The 18,183-nt window shown below is 60.7% G+C and carries 16 protein-coding genes; 11 read left to right on the top strand and 5 right to left on the bottom strand.

The window, feature by feature from the left end; genetic code table 11:
- Position 1 precedes the first annotated feature (1 nt).
- Together VOI35_RS07660 and VOI35_RS07655 are read left to right on the top strand one after the other, a co-directional pair.
- On the top strand, positions 2-1,063 hold the full coding sequence (locus VOI35_RS07660; protein WP_407275472.1) for a nucleotidyltransferase family protein: 1,062 nt from the start codon (positions 2-4) through the stop codon (positions 1,061-1,063).
- Complete coding sequence (locus tag VOI35_RS07655; RefSeq protein WP_407275471.1) at positions 1,056-1,766, top strand: cytidylyltransferase domain-containing protein; 711 nt, start codon at positions 1,056-1,058, stop codon at positions 1,764-1,766. Before VOI35_RS07660 ends, VOI35_RS07655 begins: the two co-directional genes overlap by 8 nt.
- On the opposite strand, the gene VOI35_RS07650 is transcribed toward VOI35_RS07655, so the two are convergent.
- Both VOI35_RS07650 and VOI35_RS07645 read right to left on the bottom strand, forming a co-directional pair.
- Positions 1,743-3,458 (bottom strand): proline--tRNA ligase, encoded by a 1,716-nt coding sequence (locus VOI35_RS07650; RefSeq protein WP_407275470.1) that lies wholly within the window; start codon positions 3,456-3,458, stop codon positions 1,743-1,745. The genes VOI35_RS07655 and VOI35_RS07650 overlap by 24 nt on opposite strands.
- A 120-nt stretch (positions 3,459-3,578) precedes the next feature.
- Positions 3,579-4,040, bottom strand: a complete 462-nt coding sequence (locus VOI35_RS07645; RefSeq protein WP_407275469.1) for a DUF4124 domain-containing protein — start codon at positions 4,038-4,040, stop codon at positions 3,579-3,581.
- A gap of 166 nt (positions 4,041-4,206) precedes the next feature.
- On the opposite strand from VOI35_RS07645, the gene VOI35_RS07640 reads away from it, so the two are divergent.
- On the top strand, positions 4,207-5,136 hold the full coding sequence (locus VOI35_RS07640; RefSeq protein WP_407275468.1) for a LysR family transcriptional regulator: 930 nt from the start codon (positions 4,207-4,209) through the stop codon (positions 5,134-5,136).
- Positions 5,137-5,252: 116 nt separating this feature from the next.
- Here VOI35_RS07640 and VOI35_RS07635 read toward each other — a convergent pair whose 3' ends face one another.
- Positions 5,253-5,822, bottom strand: a complete 570-nt coding sequence (locus tag VOI35_RS07635; protein ID WP_407275467.1) for a DUF302 domain-containing protein — start codon at positions 5,820-5,822, stop codon at positions 5,253-5,255.
- A gap of 257 nt (positions 5,823-6,079) precedes the next feature.
- Between VOI35_RS07635 and VOI35_RS07630 the strand changes: the two genes are divergently transcribed.
- The 3 genes from VOI35_RS07630 (at position 6,080) to VOI35_RS07620 (ending at position 8,604) form a co-directional block, all read left to right on the top strand.
- A complete protein-coding gene (locus tag VOI35_RS07630) occupies positions 6,080-6,616 on the top strand; it encodes a glycine cleavage system protein R (RefSeq protein WP_407275466.1) in 537 nt (178 codons plus the stop codon).
- Between the two features lie 13 nt (positions 6,617-6,629).
- Positions 6,630-7,109 (top strand): peroxiredoxin, encoded by a 480-nt coding sequence (locus tag VOI35_RS07625; RefSeq protein WP_407275465.1) that lies wholly within the window; start codon positions 6,630-6,632, stop codon positions 7,107-7,109.
- Between the two features lie 67 nt (positions 7,110-7,176).
- Positions 7,177-8,604, top strand: a complete 1,428-nt coding sequence (locus tag VOI35_RS07620) for a PhoH family protein (protein ID WP_407275464.1) — start codon at positions 7,177-7,179, stop codon at positions 8,602-8,604.
- Between the two features lie 71 nt (positions 8,605-8,675).
- Here VOI35_RS07620 and VOI35_RS07615 read toward each other — a convergent pair whose 3' ends face one another.
- Positions 8,676-9,464: an enoyl-ACP reductase gene (locus tag VOI35_RS07615; protein ID WP_407275463.1), complete on the bottom strand. Its 789-nt coding sequence runs from the start codon at positions 9,462-9,464 to the stop codon at positions 8,676-8,678.
- 129 nt (positions 9,465-9,593) lie between these two features.
- Between VOI35_RS07615 and VOI35_RS07610 the strand changes: the two genes are divergently transcribed.
- The 5 genes from VOI35_RS07610 to VOI35_RS07590 are packed head-to-tail and all read left to right on the top strand — an operon-like array spanning position 9,594 to position 16,956.
- Positions 9,594-11,450, top strand: coding sequence for an extracellular solute-binding protein (locus VOI35_RS07610; protein WP_407275462.1), 1,857 nt, complete (start codon positions 9,594-9,596; stop codon positions 11,448-11,450).
- A complete protein-coding gene (locus VOI35_RS07605) occupies positions 11,425-12,045 on the top strand; it encodes a hypothetical protein (RefSeq protein WP_407275461.1) in 621 nt (206 codons plus the stop codon). The genes VOI35_RS07610 and VOI35_RS07605 overlap by 26 nt, the downstream gene beginning before the upstream one ends.
- A 21-nt stretch (positions 12,046-12,066) precedes the next feature.
- Positions 12,067-13,128, top strand: a complete 1,062-nt coding sequence (locus tag VOI35_RS07600) for a microcin C ABC transporter permease YejB (RefSeq protein WP_407275460.1) — start codon at positions 12,067-12,069, stop codon at positions 13,126-13,128.
- Positions 13,125-14,147 (top strand): ABC transporter permease, encoded by a 1,023-nt coding sequence (locus VOI35_RS07595; RefSeq protein WP_407275459.1) that lies wholly within the window; start codon positions 13,125-13,127, stop codon positions 14,145-14,147. Before VOI35_RS07600 ends, VOI35_RS07595 begins: the two co-directional genes overlap by 4 nt.
- Positions 14,148-14,166: 19 nt before the next feature.
- On the top strand, positions 14,167-16,956 hold the full coding sequence (locus VOI35_RS07590; protein ID WP_407275458.1) for a DUF2339 domain-containing protein: 2,790 nt from the start codon (positions 14,167-14,169) through the stop codon (positions 16,954-16,956).
- On the opposite strand, the gene VOI35_RS07585 is transcribed toward VOI35_RS07590, so the two are convergent.
- A complete protein-coding gene (locus tag VOI35_RS07585; RefSeq protein WP_407276816.1) occupies positions 16,953-18,179 on the bottom strand; it encodes a multifunctional CCA addition/repair protein in 1,227 nt (408 codons plus the stop codon). The two genes, VOI35_RS07590 and VOI35_RS07585, sit on opposite strands and share 4 nt — an antisense overlap.
- Positions 18,180-18,183: the final 4 nt, after the last annotated feature.

The following is an 18,183-nucleotide window of genomic DNA, read 5'->3' as shown; positions in this document are numbered from 1 at the left end:
AATGGCCTTCGATTGGCAAACCATCTGTATTCCGCCAACCGCAGAAATCCGTCAGGCCATCGCGGTCATCGATCAGGGCGCCAAACAGATTGCGCTGGTGGTCGATGAGGCGGGCGGTCTGCTGGGCACGGTGACGGATGGCGACATTCGCCGGGCGATTTTGCGGCATGTGGCGCTGGATGCCCCGGTCGAGACGGTCATGAATCGCGCCCCGCGCACGCTGCCGGCCTCGTATTCACGGGCGCAGGCCATGCAACTGCTCGGCAGCGCGCAGGTGATGCAGGTGCCGATCGTCGATGCGCAGCGAAGGGTCGTCGGGTTGGAGACGCTGACGGATCTGCTCAAACGCCCGCGCCGCGAAAATCCGGTGTTTTTGATGGCCGGTGGGTTTGGCACCCGTCTGAGGCCGTTGACGGATCATTGCCCCAAACCGATGCTGCCCGTGGGCGGTCGCCCGATGCTCGAACACATCTTGCAGGATTTGATCGATTACGGCTTTTACCGGTTTTATATCTCGGTGCATTACCTGCGCGAGCAGGTGATCGAACATTTCCAGGACGGCAGTCGTTGGGGCGTGACAATCCAGTACATTCACGAAGATGCCCCGCTCGGCACCGCCGGTTGCCTCGGGCTGTTGCCGAAAGAGGCGGTGCAAAGCCCGGTGATCGTGGTCAATGGCGACATCATGACCCGGGTCAATTACGAAGCGCTGCTGCAAGATCACGATCGCCACACCCCGGCGGCGACGGTCTGTACCCGCCAATATGATTTTCAGGTGCCTTATGGCGTCATCGCGCATGAAGATCAGCGCATCCTCGACATTACCGAAAAGCCCATCCACCATTTTTTTGTGAGTGCGGGCATCTATGTGCTGGCACCGCAGGTGGTGTACGGCATCGAGCCCGCGCAGCGGCTCGACATGCCGGATCTGCTCAAGGCGCAAATTACCGGTGGGCGGGTCGTGCGCATGTTCCCCGTGCATGAATACTGGCTGGATATTGGCCGGATGAATGATTTCGAGCTGGCGCAGAGCGATGCCCCCCGGGTGCTGCGCCATGACTGAACCCGCGCCGCGCATTCTGGCGGTGATCCCCGCGCGGGGTGGCAGCAAGGGTTTGCCCGGGAAAAATATCCGCCCTCTGGCGGGCAAGCCTTTGATTGGCTGGACGATCGAGGCCGCCCGTGCATCCCGCTGGATCACCCGGACGGTGGTATCGAGCGAAGACCCGGAGATTCTGGCGGTAGCGCGGGACTATGGCGCCGAGACGCCGTTTATCCGGCCAGCACAGCTCGCGCAGGATGATACCCCCGGACTGGCCGTGGTACTGCATGCGCTCGATGCGCTGCCGGATTTCGATTGGGTGGTGCTGCTGCAGCCGACCTCGCCATTGCGTAAGACAGAAGACATCGATGGCGCGATTGCACGCTGTTTGAGCGCGGCGGCGCCAGCCTGTGTGAGTGTCAGCGAGGCGCCCTGTATCCCGGGCTGGCTGTTCCAGATCACGCCGGATCACCACCTGCAGGGATTTCTGCCCGAGACCGATCGCCCCAAACGCCGACAGGACGCGCCGATGCTGCACACCCTGAACGGCGCGGTGTATGTGGCGCGCACGGCTTGGTTGCGGCAATCCGGCGGTTTTCTGACGGACGAAACCCTGGCCTGGCCGATGCCGGTCGCGCGCTCAGTTGATATTGATACGCTGCTGGATTTTCGGCTGGCGGAAGTCTTGCTCGCGGCGCGTTTAGCCGACGACGGGCTCGGCTAACTGCTGACGAATCCACGGCAGGAGTTCTTGGCTCGGCAGGCTGCGGTTTTCCGCTTCCCAGCGTAGCCGAACCTCATATTCGCCCGCGGCCAGCCCGCGCTCGCTCACCACGATCCGCAAGGGAATCCCGATCAGTTCCATATCGGCAAAGGCGACGCCGGGGCGCAGTCCGCGATCATCGAGCAGCACGCTGAACCCCTGCGCCGTGAGTTCGGCCTCCAGCTGTTCGGCGGCGGCCTGTACCGCCGGGGCGCGGTGGCCGTTGATCGGCACGATGGCCAGGGTGAAGGGCGCCAGAGGCACGGGCCAGACGATGCCGTTCTCGTCGTGGTTTTGCTCGATGGCTGCCGCGACGATGCGCGAAACGCCGATGCCATAGCAGCCCATAATCGCGGTGGCGGGTTTGCCCGCTTCGTCCAGAAACTCGCATTGCATTTTAGCGCTGTAGGTCGTGCCGAGTTGGAATACATGCCCGACCTCGATCCCGCGCGCCATCTGGAGCGTGCCCATGCCGTTCGGCGCTGGGTCGCCCGCCACGACATTGCGTACATCGGCGGTGATGGGGTCGGGGAGATCCCGTCCCCAATTCACGCCGGTCAGGTGCCAGCCCTCTTCATTGGCGCCACAGATGAAATCCCCGCAGGCGGCGGCCGCATAATCGACCAGCACCGGCAGGCTGAGCCCCACCGGACCGATCGAACCGATCGGCACGCCCGTGAGTGCGCGGACTTCGTCGGCGGGGAGCAGGGCGAAATCTTCGGCAATCCAGGGGTGTTTTGCCGCCTTGATTTCGTTCAATTCATGATCGCCGCGCAGCACCACGGCGACGGCGGGGGTTTCCCGCCCGCGCAGGATCAGGGTTTTGAGGATCTGGGTTGGCGCACAATTCAACGCGGCACAGACTTCGTCGATGCTGCGCGCTCCGGGTGTGGCGACTCGCGCCATCGGCTGGGTCGCTGCGGCACGGGGTTGAGGAAAGGTCGGTGCCATTTCCACATTGGCGGCGTAATCGCCGTCGGTTGCGTAGGCCAGGGCGTCTTCACCGGAGTCGGCCAGTACATGGAATTCATGCGAGCCATTCCCGCCAATCGATCCCGTGTCTGCTTCCACCGCGCGGAATTTGAGGCCGAGTCGGGTAAAGATCCGGCTGTACGCGTCGTACATTGCCTGATAGGTCGTCTGCAGCGAGGCATGATCCGCATGAAAGGAGTAGGCATCCTTCATGATGAATTCGCGGGCACGCATCACGCCAAACCGTGGCCGAATCTCGTCGCGGAATTTGGTTTGAACCTGGTAGTAACACAGGGGTAGTTGGCGGTAGCTCTTGATTTCCCGCCGCGCATAATCCGTGATGACCTCTTCGTGCGTGGGGCCCACACAAAAATCCCGTTCATGCCGATCTTTGACCCGCAGCAGTTCCGCACCATATTTCTGCCAACGGCCGGATTCCTGCCACAACTCCGCCGGTTGAATCGCGGGCATGAGCAGTTCCAGAGCACCGATACGGTTCATCTCCTCGCGGATCACCGCCTCGACCTTACGCAACACCCGCAGGCCGAGCGGGGTCCAGGTATAGAGCCCGGATGCCAGACGACGAATCAGCCCCGCACGCAGCATCAGCTGGTGACTGACGATTTCGGCCTCGGTCGGGGTTTCTTTCAGGGTGGTCAGAGGAAATTGCGAAGTGCGCATGAACGAATCTCGAAAACAATGTAAACCCAATCAAAAAGCCCGGTAGAGACCGGGCTGGCCGCAAGGCGAATCCGCCCTGCGCGGTATTGTGGCACGCAAACCCGCGCAGCGGGCAACGGCTTACTGACTGCCGGCGCAGGCTTTATTGGCGATTTCTTCTGCCTGCTTGATACGACCGGTAATCTCGTCTGCTGTCAGTGAGCGATATTTGCCGTCTTTTTCCTGCACCATCGGCTGATTTTTCGGATCGCGCAGCATGTTGATTTGCTCTTTGGCCTGCTCGCAGGCTTTTTGTGCTTCCGCCTTGTTCACGACGGTGATGGGTTGATCCGGCTTGAGGCCGTCTTTTTTGGGCGCGGGTGCCGCAGAGGGGGTGGTTGATCCCGCCGCAGGGGTCGGCGTGGCGTAGTCTGGGTCGATCTGCTGCGCTTCACCCTGCTGTGGGGGGAGTTGGCTGAAATGGGTTTCGCCGTTTTTGTCGACCCACTTATAGATGGTCGTTTCCGCCTGGGCAGCGGCGCTGCCGAACAGCAGTAAAAGGCTGAAAGCAGCAGTCAGTACAGTCCCTGTCGAGCGCATCATGATTCATCCTGTCCAATTGAGTGCGAGGCCGCCTAGGATAGCGCGTTGCACAAATTGTTCAAACTGTTGGCGGTTCGTGCGGTGGGCAAATTGTTGTCAATTTGTCGCAAATGATAAATGCACTTGATACACTATCTGGATTGACAACAGAATCAGGTGTGCTTGTATGGCCGATCGTCGTCTCAAGGTATTCAACACGGTAGCGCGTTTGCTGAGTTTCACCAAAGCGGCCGAAGCGTTGCACATGACGCAGCCTGCCGTGACCTTCCAGGTGCGCCAGCTCGAAGAACATTTCGATACCCGCTTGTTTGACCGAACGCATAACCGCGTGACCCTGACGGATGTCGGGCATGTGGTGTATGAAATTTCCGAGCGAATGTTCGAGCTGTACGACGAGATGGATCGGCGCGTCAAAGAGATGACGGGTGAGGTCGGTGGCTCGCTCAATATCGGCGCCAGTATGACGATCGCAGAGAACATGCTGCCGGCGATGCTGGGGAAATTTCGCGCCAAACACCGCGATTTGGCCGTGCGTCTCAAGGTGGGTAACACGGAGGCGGTGGTGTCGATGGTCGAACACAATGTGGTTGACCTCGCCATCGTCGAGGGCACCGTCAGCAATAAAAACCTGCTAGTCGAGACCTGCCGCCGCGATGAGCTGGTAGTTATTATGCCGCCGGATCATGAACTGGCGTCCGCAGAGGCGCTGAGCATCGAGCAATTGATGGCGTACGATTTTATCTGCCGGGAAGAGGGTTCGGGCACCCGGGAAATGGTGCTGACTTACCTGGCCGACCATGGCTTTGCCGATGGCTGGGATGTCTGCATGGAGCTGGGGAGCCCGGAGGCTATCAAGGGCGCGGTTCAGGCCGGTATGGGTCTGTCGATCATGTCCTCTTCCGGGATTACCAAGGAATTGAAGCTGGGCCTGCTCAAGGCCGTGCCGCTCAAGCCGCGTTTGTATCGTGATTTTTCTTTTGTGCGTCAACGGCACAAATTCCGTTTGCCTGCCATGGAAGATCTGCTGGAATTCTCCCGCGATTATTGCCAGAAATCGACGCCGATGCTGGATATCGAATCCATTCAGAAAGGTTGATCAACCCCTGTCAACCGGTTGGGCGGGAAAACAAAAAACCTCGGCAACTGCCGAGGTTTTTTTGTTTTATCAAGATTCCGTCGCGCGCCCAGGCATCCGGGCGCATTGCAGACAACTCAGAAGCTGCCTTCGGCTGCCGCTTTCATCATCTTGTAGATAGAGTCACGAACATGCTGGGCGTTGGTTTTGAAGGGCTCAGGCATGTTTTTGCCGCCATGGACGAACATGTCCATGTTCAGAGCATACAGCCAGTAGCGGCCTTCTTTGTCCTCGACCACGGCGATACGGCAGGGCAGATAGGCTGAGAAGTACGGACTGAAATCCACGGCCTGACGGGCAATTTGCGGGCTGCAGTATTGATAGATGGTGAGATACAGTTGTTTCTTGCCGGTTTCGAGTTCTAGCTGTTTGGACAGCGGCATGACGCCCACATCTTTCAGACCCGTGCCGACCACGGCAGAATCCAGGCTGTTTTTGATGTCATCGGGCCCCAAGCCTTTGTTGACTTCCATGCGCCACACGGTGGCTGCACCGAGATCCCCGCCACTGGCGACGAATTTATCGTACAGGTCACTGTAAACATCCATCGCTTGCGGATCGAGCTTGTCCTTGATCGACAGGAAGCCGCAGCCGGAGAGGGAAAGAATCGCGGCACCCAGTACCGAGGCTTTCAGAAGATTGCGCATGAGTTTTACCCCGAATTTGTTGGTTTTCTTTCAAAACAGCACGCGGCATTGTCTTTGCATCAGTAACCGCTGACAAACTGATTTAGTTCATCACGAATCAGTCGCGCTTATATCGCCAAATGCTAATAAACCGAGTGGGATACCCGGAATAATCACCGCCTGCGGGCGCGGAGTGTACCTGTCTCGCGGGAAATCCTCTATGATCGAAGGCCATGGCGCGCGTCGGCGCTTCTTTGACTGTGCGTTACCGGAGTTTCATGCCTAGCTATCTTGTCGTTACCCTGTTCGGCTCCTGTCGTTCCAGCACGCTGGCGGATTTACTCGCTTTGATTGCGGCACAGCACTGCCGGGCGCTGGATAGTCACTTTATGTCGTTTGATGCCGTGAGCGCTTTTGCCTTGCGGATTGGCGGCAATTGGGATCGTCTGGTGCGGGTGGAAACGGCGCTGAAGGATTTTGCCCAGCGCATGCAGCTTGAAATTTCGGTACAGCAGGAGGCGGGGCAAGCCGAGCATGAGGCCGTGTTGCCCTATGTGCTGGATGCCATCGGCTTGGAATCGGCGGATATGTCGGCGGCCATCGTGCGCTTTTGCGCCCGTCAGGGCGTGGGGGTGCGGGAATTGTCCACCCGCTCTTATCGTCCGAAACACAGCAGTGAACAGCTGATCCAATTGCGTGCCGCGGTCGATCTGCCGGCGCATGCGCATTTGGGGCAGTTCAAGAGTGATTTTTTTGATTTGTGTGATGCGTTGAACCTCGATGCGGCGATCGAGCCGGAGCGGGGCATGTCATGAGGAAAATCGACCGATGACCGAGTACGGAGTGACCCTTGGCCAAGCGATTCCGCCCTTCCGTGGTGCTACTGCGGGAGGGCTTTTTATTGATGCGGATACCTACGCCGGGCGTTGGTGGGTACTCTATTTTTATCCACGGGACAACACCCCCGGCTGTACCACGGAAGCGCGGGACTTTGAGCGCCTGCTGCCCGAATTTACGGCGTGCGGAGCCGCTGTGGTGGGCGTGTCCACCGATTCGCTGGCCAGCCATGAGGCGTTCTGCCGCAAACAGGGGCTGAGTTTCCCGTTGATTGCGGATACCGATCAATCGGTGAGTCGTGCCTTCGATGTGATCCGCATGAAGCAGATGTATGGCAAGGCGTTTGAAGGCATTGAACGCAGCACCTTCTTGATCGATCCGGCTGGGATGATTCGGCACATTTGGCGCAAGGTGAAGGTGCCCGGTCATGCCGAGGCGGTGCTGGCCGAATTGGCTGCGCGGATGGATTGAGTGTTGACCCAGCCCTGCCTCGACGATTTCTCTGTTTGATGATTTTTCTGCGACAAGGAGCCGCCCGATGATTAATAACACCCGTCAGCGCAAGTGCTTGTTTGTGCTCGATACCAATGTGTTGATGCACGACCCGACGGCGATTTTCCGCTTTATGGAGCACGACCTGTATTTGCCGATGGTGGTGATCGAAGAGCTGGATAACGGGAAAAAAGGCACCAGCGAGACGGCGCGCAATGTCCGTCAGGTCAGCCGATTCCTGGATGATCTGTTGCAGGATGCCGACCTGGCGAATATCAACCAGGGGCTGTTGATTAACAGCCCTTTGCAGCCGCGCCCCGGAGAGCGCGCCAGTGAAAGTGGCCGGTTGTTTTTACAGACGGCGGTGGAAACATTCGATTTGCCGGCCGGGATGCCGGGCGGGCGGCCAGATAACCAGATTATTGGCATCACCCTCGCTTTGCGGCATCGGATCACGGATCGCGATGTCATCCTAGTCTCCAAGGACATCAACCTGCGCATCAAGGCGACGGCACTCGGCCTGAAGGCGGAGGATTACCAGAACGATCAGGTGCTGGACGATGTGTCCCTGCTGCATTCTGGCATCGTGTCGCTCGACGACCAGTTTTGGGAAACCCACGGCAAGGCATTGGAAGCCTGGCAGGAAGAAGGCCGGTCGTTTTATCGGATTCGCGGCCCGCAAACGGCGGACTGGTATCCGAATCTCTGTCTGCAAATCGAAGGGGCGACGCCGTTTGCCGGGATTGTCCGCCAGATTGATACCGATGGCTCGGCGGTGGTCGAAAGTGCCGTGAATTATCAGCATGAGCGCCAATCGGTGTGGGGCATTACCGCCCGCAACCGCGAGCAAAGTTTCGCGCTGAATCACCTGATGAACCCGGAAGTCGATTTCGTGACCTTGCTGGGTCAGGCGGGCACAGGGAAAACCCTGCTCACGCTGGCGGCGGCGCTGGCGCTCACGCTGGAGAAAAATCGCTACAGCGAAATCATCATGACGCGCGTCACCATTCCCGTGGGGGAAGACATCGGCTTCCTGCCGGGCACGGAAGAGGAAAAAATGACCCCGTGGATGGGAGCGCTGATGGATAACCTCGAAGTGTTGGCGAAAACGGATATGGCGGGCGGTGGAGGGTGGGAGCGTGCCGCCACCAACGATCTGCTGCGTTCGCGCATCAAGATTCGCTCGTTGAATTTCATGCGTGGGCGCACTTTTCAAAACAAGTTTGTCATCATTGACGAGGCGCAAAACCTCACGGCCAAGCAGATGCGAACCCTGATCACGCGCGCCGGTCCCGGCACCAAGATGGTCTGCCTCGGGAATGTGGCACAGATTGATACGCCGTATCTGACCGAGACAACCTCCGGGCTGACCTTCGTGGTCGATCGCTTCAAGGGCTGGCCGCATGGGGCGCACATCACCCTGGCGCGCGGCGAGCGTTCCCGTCTTGCCGAGCATGCGGCGGAGGTGTTGTAACGCCGTCGGTTCGGATACGGGCAAGAAAAAACCCGCCGATTGGCGGGTTTTTTGTCGTCGTCGCCGAAAATTTATTTCGGGCATTCCCCCATGCCGGTGATGAAGTAGCCGGAATCGACATAGAGGTTCTCGCCGGTAATGCCGGAGGCGAGATCCGAGCACAGGAATGCGGCGGTGTTTCCGACCTGCTCGATGGTGACATTGCGTTTCAAGGGCGCGTTGGTGGCGACATAGTCCAGAAAGCCTTTGAAATCCCCGATGCCGGAGGCCGCGAGCGTCTTGATCGGGCCGGCGGAAATCGAATTGACCCGGATGCCGCGCCCGCCGAGCGAAACGGCGAGGTACCGCACATTCGCTTCCAGCGCGGCTTTGGCTACGCCCATCACATTGTAGTTCGGCATGGCGCGTTCGGCGCCCAGGTACGACAGGGTGACGATGGCACCGTTGTCGCGCATGCTGCTGCGGCCGGCCTTGGCCAGCGCGGCGAGGGAATAGGCGGAGACATCGTGCGCCACCCGGAATGCTTCGCGCGACATGCCATCGAGATAGTCGCCATCCAGTGCTTCGCGTGGGGCAAAGGCAATGGAATGCACCAGAATGTCAAACCCTTCAGGCCAGTGTTCGGCCAGCGCGGGAAACAACGCGTCGATTTGTTCGTCCGAGGTCGCATCGAGCGGTAGATAAATCGAAGAGCCGAGCTCAGCGGTGGCTTTTTCCACCTTCTCTTTGAAGCGGTCATTCAGGTAGGTGAAGGCGAGTTCGGCACCCTCGCGGTGCATGGCTTCCGCAATGCCCGAGGCGATCGAGCGATTGTTGGCGATTCCGACGATGAGCGCCCGCTTACCTTGCAAAAATCCCATATCATTCCCCTGTAAGAAGTGTGATTAGCGCGGCGCTTCAGTGCCGTGCCAATGCCCGCCGTTGGCGGATTTCGTTGTCGCCAAGGCAAGTGCCGAAGGCGTGGTTGGCCTGCTAGTGTACCGGTTCGGATGACAAATATAGAGCCTTTGTTCACGCTGAATGTCCCAGATCGCCGCCGTTTCCTGCGGGCGGCGTTGGCGGGTGTGGGCAGCTTCTGGCTTGCGGGGGCTGCCCGCGCGGCTGGTTTGGCCGAAGCCTTGGGGTATTCGCCCAAGTATCCGGCGAATTTCACCGCGTTCCGTTATGTCAACCCGGATGCGCCGAAAGGCGGGCAGATGGCGCTGTCCGTCTTTGGCAGCTTCGATTCGCTCAATCCCTTCGTACTCAAGGGGTTGCCGGCGGCTGGGCTGAATGAGCTGTGCTTCGATACGCTGACCGTGCGTGCCTGGGATGAGCCGTTTTCGGTGTATGGCCTGCTGGCGGATCGGGCGGAGCTGGCGCCGGATGGATTGTCGATCAGCTTTGGCATCAATCCCGCCGCCCGGTTTGCGGATGGCAGTCCGGTGACGGCGGAGGATGTACTGTTCAGCTTCGAGCAATTGATGAGTCCGGCGGCGCATCCCCGGTATCGGCTGTATTGGGCGGATATTCTCGGTGCCGAGCGCGTGGGGGCGGATCAGCTGCGCTTCCGCTTTCGGCAGGTCAACCCGGAATTGCATCTGATCATCGGCGAGTTGCCGGTATTTTCCCGGCGGAGTTTGCAGCACCGCACGCTGGATCAAATGAGCCGCACCGCGTTTATTACCAGTGGCCCGTATCAGGTCGGCGCGGTGGATTATGGCAACACCATTCATTATGAGCGTAACCCGGATTATTGGGCGCGGGCGCTGGATGTGCGCCGGGGGCAATTCAATTTCGATCGGCTGATTTTCAAGTATTTCAAGGATGAAACGGTCTCGCTGGAGGCATTCAAGGCCGGCGAGTTCGATGTGTTCTACGAAACCAATTCCAAGCGCTGGGCGCGGGATTACACCGGTGCGGCCTTTGCAGATGGGCGGATCATCCGGCGGGAGATTCCGCACCGCAATAACGCGGGTATTCAGGGTTTTGGCATGAACACCCGCCGCCCGCTGTTCGCGGATGTGCGGGTGCGGCGCGCGCTGGATCTGGCGCTGGATTTTGGTTGGTCGAACACCCATTTGTTTTATGGGCAATACACGCGCTGTAACAGTTACTTCAGCAATAGCGAACTCGCCTGTTCCGGCGTGCCGCAGGGCGCGGAGCTGGCGCTGCTGGAGCCGTATCGTGCCCAGTTGCCCGCTGCGCTCTTTACCACGCCGTATCAGGTGCCGGTGGCCAATTCGGCGGCCGAACAGCGGCAGAATCTGCTCAAGGCGCAGTCGCTGCTGGCCGAGGCCGGCTGGCGGGTGGTGCAGGATCGCCTGATCAATGCCGAGGGTCAGCCGTTTCGCTTCGAGATTTTGCTGGCGCAGCGCGGCTTTGAACGGATCGTGGCGCCGTATGTTTATAACCTCAAGCGCCTGGGCATCGAGGCCAGTTACCGCACCATCGATGTGTCGCTGTATCAGCAGCGACTGGACCGTTTCGATTTCGATATGACCGTGGTGGCCTACGGCGCCTCGCAATCGCCGGGCAATGAACTGCGGGATCGTTTTGGTTCTGCCGCCGCCCGCACCGATGGCTCCAGCAACTACATGGGGGTGAACAGCCCGGTGGTCGATGCGCTGATCGACCGGGTGATTTACGCCCCCGATCGGGCGGCACTGGTCAGCGCGTGTCACGCGCTCGACCGGGTGCTGCTCTGGGGCGAATATCTGGTGCCAAACTGGTACATTGGTGCCCACCGCATGGCGTGGTGGAACCGCTTCGGCTTTCACGAACCCTTACCCTTGTATTTCGATGCGCTCTCTTGGGCGATGCAAACCTGGTGGCAAACTCATGAACGACCGCAAACTTCTTCGTAATTCCGGCATTGCGCTGCTGCTGGCGTTGCTGGCCGGGTGCGCCACGCCGCCACAATACGCCACGCACACCCAGTTCGTGCCGCCCAGCACCCCGGCGGGTCAGCAGTGTGTGGCGCAGTGCAGTACCGCGTTATCGGCCTGCCAGAACCAATGTGCGGCCACGCGCACAGCCTGCGTGGCGAACATCGAGCCAGCGGCGAAGCAGGCGTTTGAAGCCGCGCTGCAACAGTATGAAGGCGCGCGCCAGCAATACGAGCGGGATCGGCAGCAATACGATTTGAACCAGAATCTCCGGTTTGGCTGGGGATATGGCCAGCCGGTCTTCGTGCCGGGTTATGGCTGGGTGTTTTCTCCGGGGTATTTTGGCCGAGGTTGGGAGGACAACCCGCCCAGCCCGCCGCGCGCGCCAAGTCTGGCCGAGGAGCGGGCGCGGTTGATTGCTGAACGCTGTGACAACGCGCCCTGTGCCTGCCAGTCGAATTACGAACAGTGCTATCAGGGCTGCGGTGGACAGGTGCAGAAATCGGTGGTGTGTGTGGCGCACTGCGAATCCCTGCCCCCGCCGCCAGCGGCCGCCGCGCCGACCCAGCCCTGATTCGCGCCCCCGATACCCGCCATGCGTCGGTATATCCTTCAGCGCCTGCTCCTGATGCTGCCGACGCTGTTCGGGGTGCTGGCGCTGTCGTTCGTGGTCATCCAGTTCGTGCCGGGCGGGCCGGTCGAACAGCTCGTCGCGCAGCTTAAATCGGCGGGGCAGGCGGCGGGCAGTGAATCCGGCGGTGCGCTGTCGGGCGGGCTGTATCGCGGCGATCATGGGCTCGATCCGCACCAACTGGCGCAGATTCGCGCATTTTATGGCTTCGATCAGCCGGCCTGGCAGCGGTTCTGGACGATGATCGGCCACTACCTCAGCTTCAACCTCGGCCAGTCGTATTTCTATCAGCGCTCCGTCACCGAGCTGATTCTCGAAAAACTGCCGGTGTCGATCAGCATCGGGCTCTGGACATTTCTGCTGACCTATCTCGTATCGATTCCTCTGGGGATCGCCAAGGCGGTGCGCGACGGCAGCCGGTTCGATACCGTCACCAGTACGCTGATTCTCATCGGCTACGCGATCCCGAGTTTCGTGCTGGGCATCGTGTTGATCGTGCTGTTTGGTGGCGGGAGTTTCTGGCACTGGTTCCCACTGCGCGGCCTGACCTCCGATGATTTCGCCCAGTTGTCGCTCTGGGGCAAGGTCACGGATTATTTGTGGCACCTCGTGTTGCCGGTGACCGCGATGGTGGTCGGCAATTTTGCCGTGATGACCATGCTGACCAAAAACAGCTTCATCGAGGAAATTCGCAAACAGTATGTGCTGACGGCGCGCGCGAAAGGCTTGGAGGAGCGCTCTATCCTGTACCGCCATGTGTTTCGTAACGCGCTGATTCCGATCGTGACGGGCTTCCCCGCCGCGTTCATCGGCGCGTTTTTTACCGGCAGCCTGCTGATCGAAACCATTTTCTCGCTCGATGGCCTGGGGTTGTTGTCGTATAACGCCGTGATGCAGCGCGATTATCCCGTCGTGTTGGGCACGCTCTATGTGTTCACACTGATTGGTTTGGTCGGCAAACTCCTGTCGGATCTGGCCTATGTGCTGGTTGACCCGCGCATTGATTTCGCGGCGGTGAACCAATGACAGCCAGCCCCTGGCGCCGGGTCTGGCAGCGGTTTCGCCGACATCGGCGAGGTTATCTCAGCCTGTGGATCTTCTCGATTCTATTTGCCTTGAGTTTATTTGCCGGATTATTGGCGAATAATCGGCCATTATTGATTCATTATGATGGACAGTGGTTCTTCCCGCTCTGGAATAATTACACGGAGATTCAGTTTGGCGGCGATTTTTATACCGATGCCGATTACACCGATCCGTATGTGATCGATAAAATCCGCGCGCGAGGCTGGTTGATTCGCGCACCGATTCCTTTTTCATACGACACGATCGATTATTACAACGCCGCGCCGAACCCCGCGCCGCCCAATGCCCGCCACTGGCTGGGCACGGATGATCGGGGGCGGGATGTCGCGGCGCGGCTGCTGTACGGCTTTCGCCTGTCCGTCCTGTTTGGCCTGGCTTTGACCGCCATTGGCCTGGTGATTGGCATTTTCATGGGGGCATTGCAGGGATTTTTTGGCGGGCGGGTCGATTTGATTACCCAGCGATTGATTGAAATCTGGGGGTCGATGCCGGAGCTGTATTTATTGATTATTTTCGCCTCGATTTTTGAACCCTCGATCGGGTTGCTTCTAATTTTATTGTCGCTGTTTGGCTGGATTGGCCTCTCCGATTATGTGCGGGCCGAATTTCTGAAAAGCCGACAGCTCGACTATGTGCGGGCGGCGCGGGCAATGGGCGTCTCCCATGCGCGCATCATGTGGCGGCATTTGTTGCCGAATGCGCTGACACCGGTCGTGACTTTTTTGCCCTTCCGGGTCTCGGGGGCGATTCTGGCCTTGACCAGCCTGGATTTTCTGGGGCTGGGCGTGCCGCCGTCTACGCCGTCGCTGGGTGAGCTCTTGGCGCAGGGGAAAAACAACCTGGATGCCTGGTGGCTTTCCCTCTCGACCTTTACGGTGCTGGTGGGTACCTTGCTGTTACTGATTTTTATTGGGGAAGCGTTACGCGATGCGCTCGATGCGCGGAAATCGCTGAGCTGAACCGCAGGGAGGATGCAGGATGATCTGGCTATGGACGGTGTTGGGCATGATCGTCGGTGCAACGCTGGCCGATGAAGTCGGGCTGGTTGCCGGGGGGCTGGCCGGTTACCTGTTGGCGCGCATGCAGCAATTATCTGCTCGTGTGGCGGAACTGAGTGATGAAGTGGCGCGGTGGCGTGCGTCGCCTGCTGCGCCCGTCGCCGAATCAGTCATCGAGCCTATGCCCGATGAGCTGGATGCGCTGAATGCGTTGGATGAACCGCAGGCGTGTGCGGCGCGGGCGGAATCCCCCCGGCCTTCGCCAGCGCCCCCGGCGATGTCGGACGCCGTGCCTGCATCGCCTGATGAGGCGCAATGGCCGAGCACCGCCCCGGCCGGCGCGCATGGTTACGGCTGGCAACCACCGGTCGATTCTGCCCCGCAGGATACCCCGTTCTGGCAGCGCGCCTATGACTGGCTGGTGACCGGCAATGTGGTGGCGAAGCTCGGCGTGATCGTGCTGTTCTTCGGCCTGGCCTTTCTGCTGAAATACGCGGCGGATCGGGCGATTTTCCCGATCGAGTGGCGGCTGGCGACCGTGGCGCTGGGGGGCGGCGTGTTGTTCGGCTTCGGCTGGTTTTTGCGCCATCGGCATGCGGGGTACGCCCTGGTTTTGCAGGGCGGCGGGGTGGGCGTGGTTTATCTCACGCTGTTTGCTGCCTTCCGGCTGTATGAAGTTCTGCCAGCTAGCCTGACCCTGGGGCTGATGTTGCTCGTGGTCGCGTTGGCGGCGGCGCTGGCGATCGTGCAGGATGCGCGTAGCCTGGCGGTGCTCGGCATCAGCGGTGGCTTTCTTGCCCCGATTCTCGTCGGCGACACCGAGGGCAGCCATGTCGAATTATTCAGTTACTACCTGATTCTCAATTCTGGCATTGTCGCGATTGCCTGGCGCAAAGCCTGGCGCGGGTTGAATCTTTTGGCCTTCCTGTTCACTTTTGTGATTGGTACCGCCTGGGGGGTGCTGAGCTATCAGCCGACTCTGTTTGCCAGTACCGAGCCTTTTTTGCTGGGATTTTTCCTGATTTTTCTGGTGACGGCGCTGCTGTTTGCGCGCCAGCAGGTGGCCGCCCATCAGCGGGATTATGTGCAATCGAGCCTGGTATTCGGCCCGCCGTTGGTGGGCTTCGCCTGGCAGTCGGCACTGGTTGAACCGTTCGCCTATGGTCTCGCTTGGAGCGCGCTGGGGTTGGGGCTGGGCTACCTCGGGCTGTATGGCCTGTTGCGTCGCTGGGATGACGGGCGTTATGCGCTCCTGCGTGCGGCCTTCTTGGCGCTGGGGATCGGCTTTGCCTCGTTGGCGGTACTGTTTGCGTTCGATGTCGCGTGGACGGCGATGACCTGGGCCATCGAGGGCGCCGCCATGCTCTGGATCGGCCAGCGGCAAGGGCGGCGGCTGCCGGTGGTGTTCGGCCTGGGGCTGCAACTGGCGGCCGGCGGACTGTTTTTAGGCGAACCTCCGGCGCTGGATTCCTCGTGGGTGTTGCTGAGCCCCTTCTTTTTCTCTGCCGGTTTGCTCGGTCTGGCCGGCCTGATGAGTGCTTGGGTCTTGCAGACATCCCGGTTGGCGGTTTGGTTGTGGGTCTGGGGCTTGCTTTGGTGGTTCGGGGGCGGGTTTTATGCGCTTGCGCAGTCCACGGTGTTCCTCGAACCCTTTACCCTGTGGTTGATGTTTGCGGCGGCTTCCTTTGGGGGATTGGCCGTGCTGCGTCGTTGGCTCGACTGGTCGATGCTCGCCCAAGTCCCCGCGCTGTGGCTCGGGACGATGTGGGCGGTGGGGCTGCTGATCTTCCTGCTAAACAGCAGCATGATCCGAGACTTGGGGTGGTTCGCCTGGCTGATGGGGTTCGCGGTGCTGTACGGCAGCCTGTTCGCTTATGAACGCCGGGGCGCCGCCGTGACGGCTACGGCACGGGTGTATGGGCTGGCGCTCTGGTTGATGTTGCTGGTGTGGGCGCCGATCTTGGCCGAATGGGTGTATGGCCTGGTCGGTAACTTCACGCTCGATCTGGCTTGGCTGAAGATGGCCCCCAATGGCGGTGGATCGACGGCGACGGGTGCTTGGCTGCCGTTGAGCTGGGGTCTGGTCGGCACGCTGCTGCTTGGCTGGCTGCATTGGGCGCGGCACTGGCCGTTGGCCGCGCCATGGCTGCCGACCTACCGGGGTTGGGTCGCGGGCGGTTTTGTGATCTTCCTGCTCGGCTGGTTGAGCCTGATGAATGGCCTTTGGCTGACCAATCCAAACTATGCGACCGCGTGGGCGGCGCCCTGGTCGCTGGGCTATGTGCCCCTGCTCAATGGGGTCGATGCGTTGTCGTTGGGGGCGTTGGGGGTTCTCTGGCAGGTACTGCGCGTGCCGAGGGCGGGGGCGCCGTCCGGTGGGTGGCGTTTGGGTCGCTGGTGGCTCGTGTTCGCGGGTTTTTTGTGGCTGAATGCCCTGATTGCGCGCAGCCTGAGCGTGTGGACCGGCGCCCCGTTGGAGGATTGGCAATTTCTTGAGGACGCGCGGGTGCAGACGGCGTATTCGATTGCCTGGTCGCTGCTTGGATTGGCGCTGATGGGCTGGTCGAGCCGCCGTCAGTTCCGACCCGGTTGGTGGTTGGCGGCCGCCTTGCTGGCGCTGGTGGTGCTCAAGCTGTTTCTGGTCGATTTATCCGGCAGCGACACCCTGGCGCGGATCATCTCGTTTGTCGGCGCAGGGGTCTTGTTGCTCGTGGCCGGCTATGTGGCACCCATTCCCGCGAAACCGGCTCAACCCGATTCGCCGGGCTAATCGGAGGAGCAGAATGTATCTGCCAGCACCTGAACCCGCGCCTGATGCAGGGCGGCCTTGATGGCCTGCCCGTTCAGGCCGGCGGCGACCCACGGCGCGGGCGACACCTGCTGGGCGCAGGCGAGTGCCCGACGCAGTTTGTCGGCCTGGGGGTAGTCGCAGTTTTCCGAACCCAGCCGTCCGCGGGCATCGGCCGTGCAGGCGGTGAGCACGGCTTCCAGCCGATCGGGGCGGCGGAAGCCATCGAGCGATTCGAGCAGATCGAGCAGCGTGGCCGGGCGCATTTGGAGCGCTTGATGCACGCGGCCATGCTGCGCGGTGACGAGCAGCGCGAGTTCCTGCACGACCCGGGGAACGCGCAGCCGGGTGCAGAGCGCCCGCGCAGGCGCCACGCCGCGCGCCTCGTGGCCGATGTGGCGCGGCCATTCTTCCCGGGGCGTGAGGGCTTTGCCGAGATCGTGGCACAGCATGGCGAAGCGAATGGCGGGGTCATCCGTTAGTTGGGCGCAGGCGGTGAGCGCCAGCAGGGTGTGAACCCCGCTGTCGATTTCCGGGTGATACTGCGGGGGTTGGGGCACGCCGAACAGCGCCTCGACTTCAGGAAACAGTACGGCGAGCGCACCAGTCTGCCGCAGCACCTCGAAATAACGGGCGGGGTTGGGGCTTGCCAAGGCTTTGTGGGTTTCCTGCCAGACGCGCTCGGCGGTCAGGCTCGTCAATTCCCCGCTCTGTGCCATCTGTTGCATCAGACTGGCGGTTTCCGGCGCAAGGCTGAAGCCGAGCGGCGCGAGTTGGGCGGCAAAACGGGCAACGCGCAGCACGCGCAACGGGTCTTCCCCGAATGCCGGGCCAATATGCCGCAGCACCCGGCGCTCAAGATCGGGTTGAAAACCCAGCGGGTCGATGAGCTGGCCATCCGCCGTTTGCGCCAGGGCGTTGATGGTCAAATCGCGGCGTACCAGATCGTCGGCGAGCGTCACCGTGGGGTCGGCATGAAAGCTAAACCCTTGATGCCCTTGCCCGGTTTTGCGTTCGGTGCGCGCCAGCGCATATTCCTCGCCGGTGTGCGGATGCAGAAACACCGGGAAATCCTGGCCCACGGGCTTGAAGCCGCGCCGCAGCATTTCGTCGGGCTGGCTGCCGATGACCACCCAGTCCCGATCCTGCGCGTTGCGGCCGAGCAGCCGGTCGCGCACGAAACCGCCGACGATATAGCACTCCAGTCCT

It is taken from the genome of Halothiobacillus sp. DCM-1, assembly GCF_045689735.1.
Classification (GTDB): Bacteria; Pseudomonadota; Gammaproteobacteria; order Halothiobacillales; family Halothiobacillaceae; genus Halothiobacillus.
This window is presented reverse-complemented; position numbering and strand designations above follow the sequence as displayed.

Coding starts and splice junctions, on each gene's coding strand:
- VOI35_RS07660 (WP_407275472.1), top strand. CDS start 2: ATGGCCTTCGATTGGCAAACCATCTGTATTCCGCCAACCGCAGAAATC.
- VOI35_RS07655 (WP_407275471.1), top strand. CDS start 1,056: ATGACTGAACCCGCGCCGCGCATTCTGGCGGTGATCCCCGCGCGGGGT.
- VOI35_RS07650 (WP_407275470.1), bottom strand. CDS start 3,458: ATGCGCACTTCGCAATTTCCTCTGACCACCCTGAAAGAAACCCCGACC.
- VOI35_RS07645 (WP_407275469.1), bottom strand. CDS start 4,040: ATGATGCGCTCGACAGGGACTGTACTGACTGCTGCTTTCAGCCTTTTA.
- VOI35_RS07640 (WP_407275468.1), top strand. CDS start 4,207: ATGGCCGATCGTCGTCTCAAGGTATTCAACACGGTAGCGCGTTTGCTG.
- VOI35_RS07635 (WP_407275467.1), bottom strand. CDS start 5,822: ATGCGCAATCTTCTGAAAGCCTCGGTACTGGGTGCCGCGATTCTTTCC.
- VOI35_RS07630 (WP_407275466.1), top strand. CDS start 6,080: ATGCCTAGCTATCTTGTCGTTACCCTGTTCGGCTCCTGTCGTTCCAGC.
- VOI35_RS07625 (WP_407275465.1), top strand. CDS start 6,630: ATGACCGAGTACGGAGTGACCCTTGGCCAAGCGATTCCGCCCTTCCGT.
- VOI35_RS07620 (WP_407275464.1), top strand. CDS start 7,177: ATGATTAATAACACCCGTCAGCGCAAGTGCTTGTTTGTGCTCGATACC.
- VOI35_RS07615 (WP_407275463.1), bottom strand. CDS start 9,464: ATGGGATTTTTGCAAGGTAAGCGGGCGCTCATCGTCGGAATCGCCAAC.
- VOI35_RS07610 (WP_407275462.1), top strand. CDS start 9,594: ATGACAAATATAGAGCCTTTGTTCACGCTGAATGTCCCAGATCGCCGC.
- VOI35_RS07605 (WP_407275461.1), top strand. CDS start 11,425: ATGAACGACCGCAAACTTCTTCGTAATTCCGGCATTGCGCTGCTGCTG.
- VOI35_RS07600 (WP_407275460.1), top strand. CDS start 12,067: ATGCGTCGGTATATCCTTCAGCGCCTGCTCCTGATGCTGCCGACGCTG.
- VOI35_RS07595 (WP_407275459.1), top strand. CDS start 13,125: ATGACAGCCAGCCCCTGGCGCCGGGTCTGGCAGCGGTTTCGCCGACAT.
- VOI35_RS07590 (WP_407275458.1), top strand. CDS start 14,167: ATGATCTGGCTATGGACGGTGTTGGGCATGATCGTCGGTGCAACGCTG.